At 64.0% G+C, this 14,272-nt stretch carries 15 protein-coding genes and 2 pseudogenes; 1 reads left to right on the top strand and 16 read right to left on the bottom strand.

Annotation, left to right across the window (positions count from 1 at the left end):
- Positions 1 to 16: 16 nt before the first annotated feature.
- The 10 genes and pseudogenes from GGR16_RS22375 to GGR16_RS22415 form a co-directional block, all read right to left on the bottom strand.
- Positions 17 to 1,918, bottom strand: a complete 1,902-nt coding sequence (locus GGR16_RS22375) for a dipeptide ABC transporter ATP-binding protein (RefSeq protein WP_183318266.1) — start codon at positions 1,916 to 1,918, stop codon at positions 17 to 19.
- Between the two features lie 81 nt (positions 1,919 to 1,999).
- The gene (locus tag GGR16_RS22380) at positions 2,000 to 2,956 is read right to left on the bottom strand and encodes a MurR/RpiR family transcriptional regulator (RefSeq protein ID WP_019404205.1); all 957 of its coding nucleotides are present in this window, start codon (positions 2,954 to 2,956) and stop codon (positions 2,000 to 2,002) included.
- A 395-nt stretch (positions 2,957 to 3,351) separates the two neighbouring features.
- Positions 3,352 to 3,577, bottom strand: a pseudogene (locus GGR16_RS26315) (ABC transporter permease); the annotation flags it as partial.
- 326 nt (positions 3,578 to 3,903) lie between these two features.
- Entirely contained in the window at positions 3,904 to 4,761 is an 858-nt protein-coding gene (locus GGR16_RS22385) for a phosphodiesterase (protein ID WP_183318268.1), read from the bottom strand.
- Positions 4,762 to 5,838, bottom strand: a complete 1,077-nt coding sequence (locus tag GGR16_RS22390) for an ABC transporter ATP-binding protein (protein ID WP_425486595.1) — start codon at positions 5,836 to 5,838, stop codon at positions 4,762 to 4,764.
- Positions 5,835 to 6,629, bottom strand: coding sequence for an ABC transporter permease (locus GGR16_RS22395; protein WP_183318270.1), 795 nt, complete (start codon positions 6,627 to 6,629; stop codon positions 5,835 to 5,837). Before GGR16_RS22395 ends, GGR16_RS22390 begins: the two co-directional genes overlap by 4 nt.
- 1 nt (position 6,630) lies before the next feature.
- A complete protein-coding gene (locus GGR16_RS22400; protein WP_183318272.1) occupies positions 6,631 to 7,443 on the bottom strand; it encodes an ABC transporter permease in 813 nt (270 codons plus the stop codon).
- 74 nt (positions 7,444 to 7,517) lie between these two features.
- The gene (locus GGR16_RS22405) at positions 7,518 to 8,543 is read right to left on the bottom strand and encodes an ABC transporter substrate-binding protein (protein ID WP_183318273.1); all 1,026 of its coding nucleotides are present in this window, start codon (positions 8,541 to 8,543) and stop codon (positions 7,518 to 7,520) included.
- 28 nt (positions 8,544 to 8,571) lie between these two features.
- The gene (locus GGR16_RS22410; protein ID WP_183318275.1) at positions 8,572 to 9,588 is read right to left on the bottom strand and encodes a LacI family DNA-binding transcriptional regulator; all 1,017 of its coding nucleotides are present in this window, start codon (positions 9,586 to 9,588) and stop codon (positions 8,572 to 8,574) included.
- 401 nt (positions 9,589 to 9,989) lie between these two features.
- Positions 9,990 to 10,154 (bottom strand): hypothetical protein, encoded by a 165-nt coding sequence (locus GGR16_RS22415; protein WP_156332733.1) that lies wholly within the window; start codon positions 10,152 to 10,154, stop codon positions 9,990 to 9,992.
- Positions 10,155 to 10,191: 37 nt separating this feature from the next.
- Here GGR16_RS22415 and GGR16_RS22420 point away from each other — a divergent pair.
- Positions 10,192 to 10,820: pseudogene (locus GGR16_RS22420) on the top strand (ATPase, T2SS/T4P/T4SS family); the annotation flags it as partial.
- Between the two features lie 73 nt (positions 10,821 to 10,893).
- Here the strand turns inward: GGR16_RS22420 and GGR16_RS22425 are convergent.
- The 6 genes from GGR16_RS22425 to GGR16_RS26605 all read right to left on the bottom strand — a co-directional run bounded on the left by GGR16_RS22425 (position 10,894) and on the right by GGR16_RS26605 (position 14,201).
- Positions 10,894 to 11,241: a cupin domain-containing protein gene (locus GGR16_RS22425; RefSeq protein ID WP_019404215.1), complete on the bottom strand. Its 348-nt coding sequence runs from the start codon at positions 11,239 to 11,241 to the stop codon at positions 10,894 to 10,896.
- A gap of 551 nt (positions 11,242 to 11,792) precedes the next feature.
- Positions 11,793 to 12,017, bottom strand: coding sequence for a hypothetical protein (locus GGR16_RS22430; protein ID WP_183318277.1), 225 nt, complete (start codon positions 12,015 to 12,017; stop codon positions 11,793 to 11,795).
- A 216-nt stretch (positions 12,018 to 12,233) separates the two neighbouring features.
- Entirely contained in the window at positions 12,234 to 13,124 is an 891-nt protein-coding gene (locus GGR16_RS22435) for an SDR family oxidoreductase (protein WP_183318279.1), read from the bottom strand.
- Positions 13,125 to 13,204: 80 nt separating this feature from the next.
- On the bottom strand, positions 13,205 to 13,492 hold the full coding sequence (locus tag GGR16_RS22440; RefSeq protein ID WP_197286559.1) for an alcohol dehydrogenase catalytic domain-containing protein: 288 nt from the start codon (positions 13,490 to 13,492) through the stop codon (positions 13,205 to 13,207).
- Between the two features lie 53 nt (positions 13,493 to 13,545).
- Complete coding sequence (locus GGR16_RS22445; protein WP_210289675.1) at positions 13,546 to 13,953, bottom strand: NADPH-dependent F420 reductase; 408 nt, start codon at positions 13,951 to 13,953, stop codon at positions 13,546 to 13,548.
- Positions 13,896 to 14,201 carry an NAD(P)-binding domain-containing protein gene (locus GGR16_RS26605; protein WP_425486596.1) on the bottom strand — a complete coding sequence of 102 codons (306 nt, stop codon included), beginning with the start codon at positions 14,199 to 14,201 and terminating at the stop codon, positions 13,896 to 13,898. Before GGR16_RS26605 ends, GGR16_RS22445 begins: the two co-directional genes overlap by 58 nt.
- Positions 14,202 to 14,272 lie beyond the last annotated feature (71 nt).

Below are 14,272 nucleotides of genomic sequence, written 5' to 3' on the forward strand. Positions count from 1 at the left end.
CGATCAAGAGGGGCAGTCATCGGCCGAAGGCGCCGATCGGGTGACGGGCGACGAAATGGCCGGGGCCGACCTCGACAAGGGGCTCGACCGTCGGCTCGTCGCCCAACGCGCGCACAGGGCTCGGCAATTCGTCCGTCACCAGCTCGCGGCGCAGGTGCCGGCGCGCCGGATCGGCGACGGGGACCGCGGCCATCAGCTTGCGCGTATAGGGATGTTGCGGGTTCTCGAAGATGGCGCGGCGCGGGCCGATCTCGACGATCTGGCCGAGATACATCACCGCCACGCGGTGGCTGACGCGCTCGACGACGGCCATGTCGTGCGAGATGAACAGATAGGCCATGCCGAGCTCGCGCTGCAGTTCGAGCAGCAGGTTGACGATCTGCGCCTGGATCGACACGTCGAGGGCCGAGACCGACTCGTCGGCGATGACCACCTTGGGGTTGAGCGCGAGCGCGCGGGCGATGGCGATGCGCTGGCGCTGGCCGCCGGAGAACTCGTGCGGATAGCGCTGGGCATGGGCCGGCGTGAGGCCGACCCGCTCGAGCAGCCAGTGCACGCGCTGGCGCGCCGCCTCCCCTTTCGCGACGCCGTGCACCAGGAGCGGCTCCATGATGGAATAGCCAACGGTGAGCCGCGGATCGAGCGAGGCGAAGGGATCCTGGAAGATGAACTGGATGTTGCGCCGCAAGTCGCGGAAGGCGCTCGGCGGCAGTTCGCGGATGTTGCGGCCGTCGAACTCGATGGCGCCGCTCTGGCTCTCGACCAGGCGCAGCAGCGAACGGCCGGTGGTGGACTTGCCGCAGCCCGACTCGCCGACGAGCGACAGGGTCTCGCCGGGATAGAGATCGAAGCTCGCCTTCTCCACCGCGTGCACGCGGCGCGTGACGCGGTTGAAGAGTCCGCCGCGGATGTCGAAGCGGGTGACGAGATCCTTGACGCGCAGGATCGGCGCCGCATCCGGCTTCACCGTCGCCTGCGGGGCCGCCTCCTTGACCGGCGCCTCGCCATCCATGCGCAAAAGCGCGAACTCGCGCGGCAGGTCGGTGCCGGCCATGGCGCCGAGCCTCGGCACGGCGGAGAGGAGCGCGCGCGTATAGGAGTGCTGCGGTGTGGCGAACAGCCCGGCGGAGGCGCCCTCCTCCACCTTCTCGCCACGGCACATGACGAGCACGCGGTCGGCGACCTCGGCGACCACGCCCATGTCATGGGTGATGAACACGACGCCCATCTGCATCTCGTCCTGCAGCGCACGGATGAGCTGCAGAATCTGCGCCTGGATGGTGACGTCGAGGGCCGTGGTCGGCTCGTCGGCAATGAGGAGGGAAGGCTTGCAGGACAGCGCCATGGCGATCATGACGCGCTGGCGCATGCCGCCCGAGAGCTGGTGCGGGTAGCGGTCGAGCACGCTGCGCGCTTCCGGGATGCGCACGAGGTCGAGCATGCGCAGCGCCTCGGCGCGGGCCTCCGCCATGCCCTTGCCCTGGTGCACGCGGATCGATTCAGCGATCTGCTCCCCGGCGGTGAAGACCGGGTTGAGCGAGGTCATCGGCTCCTGGAAGATCATGGCGATGTCGGCGCCGCGGATGGCGCGCATCGTCCTCGGCCCGGCCGTCGCGAGGTCGAGCACCGCGCCGGAGCGGCGGCGGAAGAGCATGCGCCCGGCATCGATGCGCCCGCCGCCGTGCTCGACGAGGCGCATCATGGCGAGCGAGGTCACCGACTTGCCCGAGCCGGACTCGCCGACGATGGCGAGCGTCTCGCCGCGGTCGACGTGGAAGGAGACATCGCGCACGGCCGAGACCGTCCGCTCGGAGGTCGAGAAGCTCACCGACAGGCCATCGACGGCGAGGACCCGGTCGTCCGAAAGGTGAAGCGTCGGGGCCGGCGCGGGAGCGATCAGGGTCGCGGAGGACGTCATGGCAAGGTGAGCTCGCTCACGAAGTTGGGTGGCCGGCGAAGGCCGGGCTGGCGAAGATGGCAAGGGGGTGGTCGCGCACGGTCAGCGGCCCTGGCGTGGCTTCTGGCCCCGCCGGGGCGTGGGAGGAGACGGCGCCTGCCTGTCCCACGCGCTTGATGGCCTCAGCGCCCCCGCATGGTTGCCGTGCAGCCAGGGCAGCACGGCCTCTGCCAGTTCGGCCGCCGCCTCCACGGATCGGCCGGAGGCGTGGGCGACGGCGCTGCTCAAGGCCTCGATCAGAGCCAGTGAGCTCGCCTCGCAATTGGCGAAGAACTGGCTGTCGCCATGGGCGAAAAGCGCGACCGTGGCGAGCGAGGCGAGCGGCGAGCTGGGGCTCTCGGTGAGGGCCAGCACGTCGGCGCCCGCCTCCCGGGCGCGCCGCGTCAGCAGCAAGGTGTCCGACAGATAGCGCGGGAAGGCGATGGTGATGACGAGATCGCCGGGCTTTGCCCGGTGGAGAATGCGGGCCGCGTGCGAAGAACCCTCCATGCTGGCGAGCAGTTGCACCCGGTCGCAGAAGAGTTCGAGCTTGCGCAGGAGAAGGCCGGCGAGCCAGACGCTGCTGCCAAGGCCGAGGATGAAGACGCGCCGGGCGCCGAGAATGGCGGCGACGGCGCGCGTGCAGGCCTCCGTATCCAGGCCCTGCCGCGTCCGGTCGATGTTGTGCGCCGTCTCTGCAAGGGTCGCGGCCAGGATGTCGGCGGCGCTCGCCGGCTGCTCCGGCTTTCCGCGCAGCTTCTCCACCGGCGCCAGCGCCGTCTCGAAGCCGAGCACCAGCGCGGTGCGGAACTGCGCATAGCCGTCGAAGCCGAGAGCGCGGGCGAAGCGGTTGGCGGTGGCGACCGACACGCCGACGATCGACGCCAGTTCATCGATGGGCATGGCCGCGACGCGCAGCGGATGGTCGAGGACGTAATTGGCGATCTGGCGATGCGACGGCGACAGAACGGCGCGGGAAATGCGCTGCGCTATGGAGGGTTCGTCGAAAGCCGTGGCCATCGCAGGTCGTTCACCTTGCCGGCGCGACCGGCGGATGATCAGAAATTTTCACGCTCGGATTCGTAGCGATATTTTTTGATCGCGCAAGAGCGTGTTGATCGCTTTCTGTCCAGGCTTGCCGAAACCGCGCTGCATGACGTCGACGAGGACGTCCGCCGGACGTCCGCTGGACAATCGCCGAGATGGAGGCTCAGGCTGTAATCCCCTCGACCCGCTCCCGCAAGCTCCCGATCCCGCACGACGAGACCATCACACGCAGCGCAACCGCATCCGCTGCTTCAACAAGCTCAAGCACTTCCGCCCCTTCGCCATGGGTTACGACTGTCCTGCGCTGAATCTGGATTCGGCCTAGCGCCCATGTGGGGTGGCGCGTTCGTTGGCGCGGCCCCTCCCCGTCACGCCGGCTTTTCCGCCACGTTTGGCCGCTTGATCAAGCGCTTCTCGACCATGTCGAGGATGCTGTCGATCAGGAGCACGAAGACGGCGAGGACGAGAATTCCGCCGAAAACCTCGACTGTGTCGAAAATTCCCCTCCGCCTGGGCGATGAGATGCCCGAGACCGGCGGAGAAGCCGAGGTATTCGTCGATGATAGCACCGACCACGGCAAATCCCGCCGACGTGCTATGAGTAAGAACATATTCGAGATCTCATTTGACTGGTCTCAGGACTTATTAATTCCGCTTGAGCTGTGATTCACGGTCACCGTAGAAGGAGATCGAATCACGATCCCACAAATAGCTGACCTAAAGCATCTGCATGATCAGCTCTTCGCAAGGTTGGGTAGACCCGATTCCTCATCAGCGATGCTGAGAACATTCCGCGCAGCCACAGGGACGATGTTCTGGATCGAAGCGTCAAGCCCGATCACAGAGGTTGCCGAGGCGATCACCTCAACGCCGCGTGCCATCCGGGTCATTGTTCATGAAGTAGAACCGGACGCTATTCGCTACGCGTCCGAGCTCAACGCAAACGCCGACCGTTCCCGGCTTTGTCCTGGGTAATCGGCAGGCAGAATGAACGGAAATGGGCCAGGTGCCCTGTTCACATTCGCCGTGTGGGTGACAACGTCACCCTGTGCGAAGCGATGCAGGAGGAACTCCGGGGTCTCCAGCACGAAACAGGACGGACCCTCCGGCCGCAGATCCAGGGCCACCTGATGCCCGACCGAAGGCGCGATCTGGCACAGCGTGCCGCCGAAGATGTGCTGGACGGAGCGATGGACGTGCCCGCACAGGATACGCCGCACCTGGCGGTTGGCGGCAACAATCCTTTCCAGCTGCTCAGACCCTTCCAGCAGCCGTGCCGCGTCCATATGCGCAATGCCGGTGTCAAAAGGCGGATGATGCAGCATGATGAGGGTGGGTGCATCGGGAGATCCAGCCAGGGTCTCTTCGAGGAACCTGATCGTTTCGGATCGAAGGGCGCCGTGGCTCGATCCGGCAACCAGACTGTCGAGGCCGATGACGTGGATCGGGCCGCACCAGACAGCAAAATTCAGGGGGCCGCTTACGGGGAGATAGCCTCCTTGCGCGAAAGCCCGCCGGAAGGACTCGCGCCGGTCGTGATTGCCCGGCACCGCATAGACCGGGCATGGCATGCGGCCCAGGAGTTCCGCGACGATGGCGTATTCTTCGTCCAACCCACAGTCGGTGAGGTCGCCGGTGACCAGGAGGCAATCCGGCTTTGGGTCCAGCCGAAGCAAGGCGTGGATGGCGTGCTCGGCAAAGAGGTTGGTTTCGGAAACACCATAGGCGAGCTGACCCTTGGGCCGGATGTGCAGGTCAGAGATCTGGGCGATAAGCATTCAGGCCTCGGTTTGGAATTCGATAATGGCAGCAGGGTCGATCTCGAAAGCGAGGATCTGGCCCGGTGTGACGGAAACATTCGACGGCAAATCGAGCTGCAGCCGGCATTCGGACGAAACCTCGGCGACCAGCCGTTGCGTCGCGCCGAAGAAGGTCGTCGCGGCAACACGGGCGCTGATGGCTCCGTTTGCGGAAGCCAGCCGCGCGGCCTCTGGCCGGAAGCAGAGCGTGGTCGCACGATCCGGGCCGCCGACATTCAGCCTCGCCATGGTTTCGCCGCCGTGGATGTTGAGCAGCCCATTTTCCACGCGCCCGGCGATCCGGTTCATCGTTCCGACGAAGTCGGCAACGAAATCATTTGCCGGCCGATGGTAGATCTCCTTCGGCACGTCGATCTGCGCGATGCGGCCTTTCTCCATGACGGCGATGCGGTCACCGATCGCCATGGCCTCTGCCTGATCGTGGGTGACATAAACGGCAGTAATCCCGAACTCGCGCAGCAGAAGACCGATCTCAACGCGCAACCGCTCGCGCAGCACCGCATCGAGCGCGGCCAGCGGCTCATCGAGGAGCAAGACACGGGGTTTGATCGCCAGGGCCCGAGCCAGCGCAGTGCGCTGGCGCTGGCCGCCGGAGACCGCCGAGATGCGGCGATCGGCGTATTCCTCCAGGCCAACCAGAGCCAAGAGGCGACGGGTCTCGGCCTCGCGCTGCGCACGCTCCACTTTGCGCACCTTCAGACCGTAGCCGACGTTCTCGGCGACGGTCATATTCGGAAACAGCGCATAAGATTGGAAGACCATGCCGACGTTGCGCTTCTCGATCGGCACGCCGCTGACATCCTCACCGTCGAAGCGGATCATGTCCGGTCCGTCGGGCTGTTCCAGTCCGGCGATCAGGCGCAGGAGCGTGGTCTTGCCGCAGCCGGACGGACCCAGCAGGACCAGGATCTGGCCGGCGGGGATTTCCAGGTCGGTAGGGTGCAGAACCGTCGTTCCGTTGAAACTCTTGCTGAGCCGACGCGTCGCAATGGACGCGCCGCTTCGAGTGGTCACCATAGGGGCGTGAGTGTTCATGATGCGGTCCGTTTTTCGGTGAAGTCGGCGACCAGCTGGACGCCGATCAGCAGCGGGATGACCATGACCAGGAAGACGATGGTGTAGGCCGAGGCTATCTCGAGCCGCATCGAGGCATAGGCATCGGCCAGGCCCACAGGCAGGGTTTTGGTCATCGGCGTGTGCATCATCCAGGTGAGATTGAATTCGCCGATGGAGAGCGTCACGACCGTCAGCGCCCCCGCGACGATGCCCGGCCGCACGTTCGGCAGGATCACGTCGATGAAGCGTCGCCAGGCCGGAGCACCGAGACTTGCCGCGCCTTCGTCGAGCGTGCGCCAGTCTATCGTCTCGAGCACGGCGATGACCGAGCGCATCATAAAAGGCAGGGTGAAGAGGACGTGGCCGACCACGACGAACAGCGTCGATTGCCGGAAGGCGCCCGCGCCGCCGTAGCTCAGGATAAGCGCCAGCGCGAGCGCAAGGCCGGGCACGGCGACCGGAAGCGTCACGATCTCTTCGACGGCACGCGCGAAACGGCCGCCCTTGCGCACCAGCGCGTAGGCGCCGGGAACGCCAATCAGCAGCGTCACCACCAGCGTCAGCAGCGCGACGACAAGGCTGCGCCAAACGGTATCGGCATAGAGCCCCCAGACCTGGCCTACCCAGTCGAGGGTAAATCCGGCGGAGGGCCCGCGGGCATAGTTGACGGCCAGGCCCGCATAGACGGAAAGCAGCACGGGAACGACGAGGAACAGGGAGAGCAAGGCCGTGATGACGATGCCGGCGGTCGAGGTCCACTGGCGGCGCATCTCAGCCCCCCTTCACGTCGCGCATGGCGCGGTTGCGGGCAATGGCCAGCGCGGCCCAGGTGATCAGGCCGAGCGCGATGGAGATCGCGGCGGCCATGCTGGCATTGGTGGCGAGCGTGAACTCGGTGTAGATCAGCAGCGGCACCACGTCGATGTTGGTGGCAAGCGTGAAAGCGGTGCCGAAGGCGCCCATTGCCGTGGCGAAGCACAGCGCCCCGCCGGTGTACATGGCCGGGAACAGCGCCGGCAGCACGACGTCGCGCTGTATGGCGAAGGGGCTGGCGCCCAGCGAGCGGGCGGCCTCGACCAGCGAGGGATCGAGCTTCTCTGCCGCCGCGAGGATGGTCAATAGAACACGCGGCACAGAGAAGTAGAGGTAGCCGAGGAACAACCCGAACAGCGAATAGGCGAAGACCACGTTCGTGCCGACCAGGCTTTTGGTGACGCTGCCTACAAGTCCGAGGCGGCCGCCAAACAGAATGATCATGAAGCCGACCACCACGCCTGGAAAGGCCAGCGGGAATGTCAGCATTGACAGGAGCAACCCACGGCCGGTGAATCGCCTGTTGGCAAGCGTCTGGGCGGCGATCGTTGCCACTGCCAGCGTCGCGACGGTTGTGACGATTGCAAGCAGAAGGGTCACGATCAGGCTGTTGCGAAAGCGGGCCTCGGTCAGGATGACCAAGAACCCGGCGAGACCTTGCGGCCCGCTGCCGGCCTCAGCGATCAGCCGAGCCACGGGCAGAATGAGAAAGGCCAGCGTGAAAATCGCGAGAGGCAGAATCAGGAAAAAATCAAAGCGCCTGCTGTTCAACGAAGCCTCCGGCGAAAATCGATGAGAAAATCCTGCCGGGAAGGGACCAGCCCTTCCCGGGAGGGGGTCGCCCGTCAGCGCACTTCCGACAGGTAACGTTCCGAGAACGCTGCCTGCGCAGCCTGGGCCTGGTCCCAGTCGATGGCTTTGGCGCGCTGATACTCGCTTGCCGGCAGGAACCGGTTCGCAATGTCCGCCGGCATTTCGACCGGGAGGACCGGACGCAGATAGGCCGTCGTCCAGAACAACTGGCCCTTGTCCGAGAGCAGGTAGTCGAGCACTTTCTTCCCGGTTTCGGCACGCGGGGCGTTCTTCACGAGCGTCATGACATAGGGAAAGGTGATGGAGCCTTCGCAGGGCAGGACGAACTCGAACTTGCCGGATTCGGTGTATTTTGCCCGATAGGCGTTGAAGTCGTAGTCCATCAGGATCGGGATCTCACCGGACACGGTGCGCGCATAGGAGGTCTGCTTGGTGACGATCGCTCCGTTTCCGGCGAGTTCCTTGAGGAAGCCGATCGCGGGCGTGAAATCGTCGAACGAGCCGCCCAGCGCAGTGTTGATGGCAACGGCCGACGCGTAGCCGACCGCCGCCGAGGTCGGATCGAGATAGCCGACGAGGCCGTTGTATTCCGGCTTCTTCAGGTCAGCCCAGCAGGCCGGGACAGGCGCGTTGCCGAGGGCGTCGACATTGACGAAGAGGCCGAGCGTGCCCTGATGCACGGCCCACCAGCGACCCTCGGGATCCTTGAGCCCTTCGGGGATCTCGTCGAAGCGCTGCGGCTTCCAGGCCTCCACCAGGCCCTGCGCGGCGGCCGAAATGCCCGCATTGACGCCCAGATAGGCGATGTCGGCGACCGGGCTCGCTTTCTCGGCGATGATCTGGGCGACTGCCTGACCCGAATTCTTGTTGTCGCCCGGAATGTCGATGTCGAGGTCGGCCTTGATGTTTTTCAGCATCTCGCCCCAGTTCGCCCATTCGGGCGGACAATTGTAACAGATGGCGTCCTGCGCCTGCGCCTGCGCCTGGACAGGAGCCAAGGCGAAAATGCTGGCAGCGGCCGCCAGACCGAGGCCAAGGGAAAGAACAGTCGTCTTCATTGTCGTCGCTTTCTCTATTCGGTGAGGTTCAAGGCAGGCGGAGGTCGCCCCGCCGGGGCGGGGCGATCGTTTCCCCCGGAAGGGAAACGACGTCCGGGCACAAGCGCTGGGGGGCTTTGTGCCCCGCAGCGATGTCCAGCAGCAGCGAGGCGGCCAGCGCTCCCATCACCTGGGACGGCTGCCCGATCGTGTGGAGCCTGGGTGAGATCAGGCGTGCGAAGTCGATTCCGTCGAAGCCGGTGACGGAGACGTCCTCGGGAACACTCAGCCCCGCGCGGCGCAGGGACGCGATCACCGTGAACGCCAGCAGATCGTTGGAGGCCATGATTGCCGTTGGCTTGTACTCGACGAGAACCTCGGTGAGGTCGATGTCCCTCGTCGCGTCGATGAAATCGACCTCGATCGCCGGGGCCGCCGTGAGCCGGGCGGCCGTCATCGCATCCCGATAGCCTTCGTAGCGGCGGGCCGAGCGATCAGACGAGATGAACTTCCCGGCGAGAAAGAGGATGCGGCGATGGCCGAGCACAATCAGGTCTTCGGTCGCATGACGCATCGCGCCGCGATTATCGACCATGACTGCCGCGACGCCCTCCGGTGTGTCTTCGTTGTAGACAGTCACCACGGGCAGCCCCGCCTTGCGGACGCGCTGGAGCGCCACGCTGGAGGCCGGATCGCAAACCGTCATGATCATCCCGACAGGGCGCTCGCCGATCAGCGTGGTGACGATGTCTTCTTCCTGCGCGGGGTCGTAGTTGGACTGGCCGAGTATGGTGAACATCCCGGCCGCCCTTGCGCGCCGTTCGATCCCTGCGACCGCCGCGGCGAACACCGGATTGGTCAGGCTGGGAACCAGAATGCTGATGACGGGGCGAGTCTCGGGAAAGGCGCGGGCAAGTGGAAAGCCGACCATCAATGCGGCTTCGACCACCCGCCTGCGCATTTCCTCGCTGACGGGGCCGTTGCCGGTGACGACCCGGCTCACGGTCGCGATCGAGCATCCGGCGCGCGCCGCGACATCTCGTATCGTGATCTGCGTTGACACCATCGCCCTGCCCCGTTCCGGCCGCTTCTTCTTCGGCCGGGTCGGAGGTAGCATGCGAACGTATTGGCTGGATGACGTTGTTTCAGTCGTTTTCAGCGCGTCGCACCCACGATTGGTCCCGCCGGCGAGCGCATCGCCTCGGGATCTCGTGCCAGAACTCAGATGCGGTGGAAAAAGATTGCTTTGCCGAGAATGGTCGCCGCTCTCTCCAGCTAGCTCATTCTCGAGACTTCGATGGGATTGACGTGAAGCCGGGTTTAAGCTTGAGGAAGCACGCCTCTGGTCTCACAGCAAATCCAAAGGCGACGATCGGACATGCAGTCTCATAACGGCACGGCCGATGTTTCTAGCTCTTGGGCCTCCTCCTCATTACGAGAACATCTCACGGTCCTTGATCCGCCGCATCACGCCAGATCCTCGCGGACCGTCTCCAGGAATTTGCTCACGGCGGGATGTTCGCTGTCCCGACGGAACACGACCTCGGTGCCGATCTGGATCCGGCCTTCCAGCAATTGCGCGATCTGGGTGCTTGGATGGAGTTCGTGCACGCCGAGTTCGACGTTGGGCACCTTCTGCCGGTCCGAGGCGATACTTCGCGGGGCCCGCATGCTGCGGACCGCACTCGGCCCTGCCATCGCCGGTTTCCTTGGAGACGCCAGCGTAGTCGAGGTGATGCTCAACCCCGACGGTCGTCTCTGGGTCGACCGGCTCTCGGAAGGCTTGTCCGACACGGGCGAGCGGCGGCCGATGGCGAGCGCATCGTGCGCTTGGTCGCCCACCACGTCGGCGCCTAGGTCCATGCAGGCAACCCGCGTGTCTCGGCCGAGCTGCCGGAAACGGGAGAGCGCTTCGAGGGCCTGCTGCCGCCCGTGGCGGCGGCGCCGGCCTTCGCCATCCGCAAGCCCGCCGTCGCGGTCTTCACGCTGCAGGACTATGTCGCCGCCGGCACCATGACAGTCGAGCAGGCGGAGATCCTGCGCCGAGCCGTCGCCGATCGCCGCAACATCCTCGTTGCAGGCGGCACCTCGACCGGCAAGACGACGCTGACCAACGCGCTGCTCGCTGAGGTCGCGAAGACCTCCGACCGCGTGGTGCTGATCGAGGACACCCGCGAACTGCAATGCGCCGCGCCGAACCTGATCGCCAAGCGGACCAAGCACGGCGTGGCGACGCTCTGCGATCTCGTCCGCTCTTCGCTGCGCCTTCGGCCAGACCGCATTCCGATCGGCGAAGTGTTCACGCGGGGCGGCCCAAGGCATCGGACCCCTCTTTGAGGGGGTGAGGCCGCCGTCTTTGTTCCGCGATATGCTATTCCGCTTCGGACCAGTGAGGATACGTGACATAGGCTGTCAGCGCGCCTTCTGCGTGGGAGCGAATGATCACGGCGTTCCCCTTCGGCATATAGATAATTTCGCCGGGACCCGCAGTCAGGGTCTCACCGTCGGCTTCAACCGACACCCTTCCTTCCAGGACCACCATTACGTCATCGACGACGATTGTGGTCTCCAAGACTTGGTCGGGGCCGTACCGTCCATACCCGACCGTAACCGGGCCCCCTTGCCGTTGATCCGCCAAGTTCGAGGCAAAGATGTCGGCGTCCTGTCCGGGCGAGCGTTCGAATACGGCATCGGCTGGTTCAAATCTGACGACTTTCATCTCTTTTCCTTTCTCCGTTTCGGTGCAGTCAGAGGGTTATCTCGTTCGAGGCCGGTGCCACCCGCGATGATGTCGGCAAATGTGGCAGTGGCGTCAGCGCATGTGCTCCTGCCAATGACAACATCCGCCGCCAGGCATTCTCCAGCTGCGACGAAGGCTCACGGCGCGATAAGAATAACTATAGCTTTCGCCCCGACTCCCCGTGAATGTCGCGGAAGGCTCGGAGCTGCCGTTTGCTCACCTGCTGGCAGATCTCGGTTTACTGTGTTCGGCGCCGAGCCCCGCTTGCCGCCTAAGATCCAGTCGTCACCACCATCACCTCGTGCGGCGCCCGGGAGACGTTTCACGATCGGCGGCGTCCAGGGCACGAGTTGGAAGCCGAAACCGACATCGAACATCGCGACATGTCTGGAGGCGAGCGCCAAACGCCGGCGAAACGTGCTTGCGACCTGTTCGCCACTGTCCATGCGCTAGAAGGGCTGTCCGTCAGGCGACCTTCACCCGCATGCGTCGGGCGAACAGGATCAGAAAGCTGGTTGGAAAGCGGCAGGTCACTGCCGTTCTCGCTCCTCGAGTTTTGCGACTTCGGCATCGGCAAGGCCCGACATCTGTTCGCCCATGACCTTGAGGAAAATCAGCGCCCGCTCCCGGTAAACGACGTGTTTTTCTGGCGTCCTGTCCCAGGATTGCTGAATGGTGGTGCCGGGAGAGGCGATCTTCATTCCATCGCTGGCAAACAGAGCCAAAGCGACTTGGTCGATGATGCTTGATGTCATTACTGAACCTGCTCGTTTGGAAAGATGAGTCAGCTAGAAGCTTCATTGTCAAATTTTGGATCCGGCCATTCGATTGAGCCTCTTCTGTCTCCAGCTTTAGGGCAATTAAGGTAGATGCCAGGGGATCACAGGTGATTGCTCTTCGCGGCGGGAAGGCACAATGGTTGGACCCTCCCGCCAATCTCGATATCAATCATCCGATAGCTCTCTCCCGGACTAGGTTTCGGTTTCGAGTTGGCGGGCGGCATAGCTGGCGCGCAGGAACTCAGCCGGCGTTGTCGGCTTGCGACCAAGGAGTTTTTCCAGATCCCCGGTCTGACCGTCCCACTCGCCAGCGTTGACGCCATGGACCCAAAGCAGCACAAAGCCGGCGGCCGGCTCGGGCAAGCCCGCTGCCATTAGGTTGGCGATGTACTCCTGATCCGAGACCGCATTGAACGGCACCGGTCTGCCGCTGATTTCGGACAGGATCTGCGCAACGTCAGGGAAAGACACAGACGGGTCGCCGTACAGCGAGTAAGTCTTGTTCTCATGACCGTCTTCGCTCAGCACGACGGCATGCGCCTCTGCCAGATCGTCACGGCAGGCATATCCTGCCCTGCCCGCACCGGCCGGCGTCCGAACACCTTTCTCCAAAGCATTCCCACCGACATAGGACGGGACATTCTCAAGGAATGGAGGATGACGGACGAGCGTATAAATGAGGCCAGAGGTCTTCAATCTTTCTTCGACGAAGAGATCTTCTTCGGTGACCTGCGGCAAGCTGAAGGCGGAGCCTGTCTTGTGGATGACCGGCATGTAGACGATGTGCCTGACGCCGGCCTGCCTTGCCGCATTGATGACATTCTCGTGCTGGGTATTGCGATCGGTAAAGGCGGTGGCAGACACGAGCATGACCTTGTCGATTCCCGTAAACGCGCGGACCAACCCCTCGTAATCGAAGTAGTCGCCTTGGCGAATCTCAATTCCCTTGGCGGTAAGATCTGCCGCTTTGGCCGGATCGCGCGCGAGACCGACAATGTCATTGGCGGGCACCCGGTTCAGAAGATGGTTGAGGGTCATGCGGCCGATGTTGCCGGTAGCGCCGGTGACGAGGATTTTGGTCATGGATTTTCCGTTCGGTTCATGGGGGGTGGCGCAGCGCAGTTGCGCCAAGCTCTGAATTGATTGGGGACGAGCTGGCTCTGTCAGGCGGCGATCACGATCTTTCCGATCGTACGTCTGCTCTCGAGTTGTTCATGTGCGGTCTTCATGTTCTCGGCGGTCAGTCCGTCGAGCCGAGTCCCGACGGCGAAACCCTTTGCCTTTGAACCGACCTGGAGCACTACTCCGGCGAATTCCCAGCCCAGAATAACGCGCCCGTCTGCCCCGGCGCTGCGCACACTCCTGATCAAAGCCTCGCCGGGATTGACCCCGACCGCTCGGATGTCGACCAGCAGATCAGCATCACGCAGCTTCGGTTCGGCGACTTCCATCTCCTCGATCCCATAGGCACCGAGAGTGTGGGCCTTCTCGTAAGCAAGCGCTCTCACAGCACGAACCGATCGACCAGGGTGAGGTTGAGACCCGCCAAGGGACCACCGACCTGCTGCTGCCTGCCACCGATCGCGAGTGTCCCGAGATCGACAGCGGCGAAGCCGACCTGTTCCAGCACTTCGCTCAGCGCTTTCTTCGCACCAGCATCGTCCCCCGAGATGAAGAGGACGGTTCTGGCTTTTTCGGGCGATGTGTCATCGATCCACTGCATGGGGACTGTGTTGAACGCCTTGACCACCTTGGCGCCCACCGCCTGATCGGCAACGATCTCGCTCGACGTGCGGCCCGAGAGGTCGCCAAGATCGCTCGGATTGTCGCGGTTGATCCGGTTTGTGGCGTCGATCAGGGTACGGCCGGACCAGTCCGGGACTGATGCGAGAGCGTCCGGGACATGTGCCACTCGACGCTCAGCACGACAACGTCCTGCTCGGCGGCTTGTTGCGGGGTCCCCGCGGACGCACCCCGACCCAAATTTCGGACGACCATAGCGAGAGTGGCGGGCCCGCGGCTGTTGCTGATCAGGACTTCGTGGCCAAATGGCAGTATGTGGCGCGCAATCGTCTGCGCAACCACACCCGCCCCGATAAATCCGAACTTCATGGAGGCCTCCTGGAAACCTGCAGCCCGCTGCGTTGGCTCGGTGATCATCGAACGCCTTGCGCGTCGACATCGTCCAATCCAGTTAAGACAGGGCAGACTTTGGTTCCAGTACTGACTAT

Source organism: Chelatococcus caeni (assembly GCF_014196925.1).
Taxonomy (GTDB): Bacteria; Pseudomonadota; Alphaproteobacteria; order Rhizobiales; family Beijerinckiaceae; genus Chelatococcus_A; species Chelatococcus_A caeni.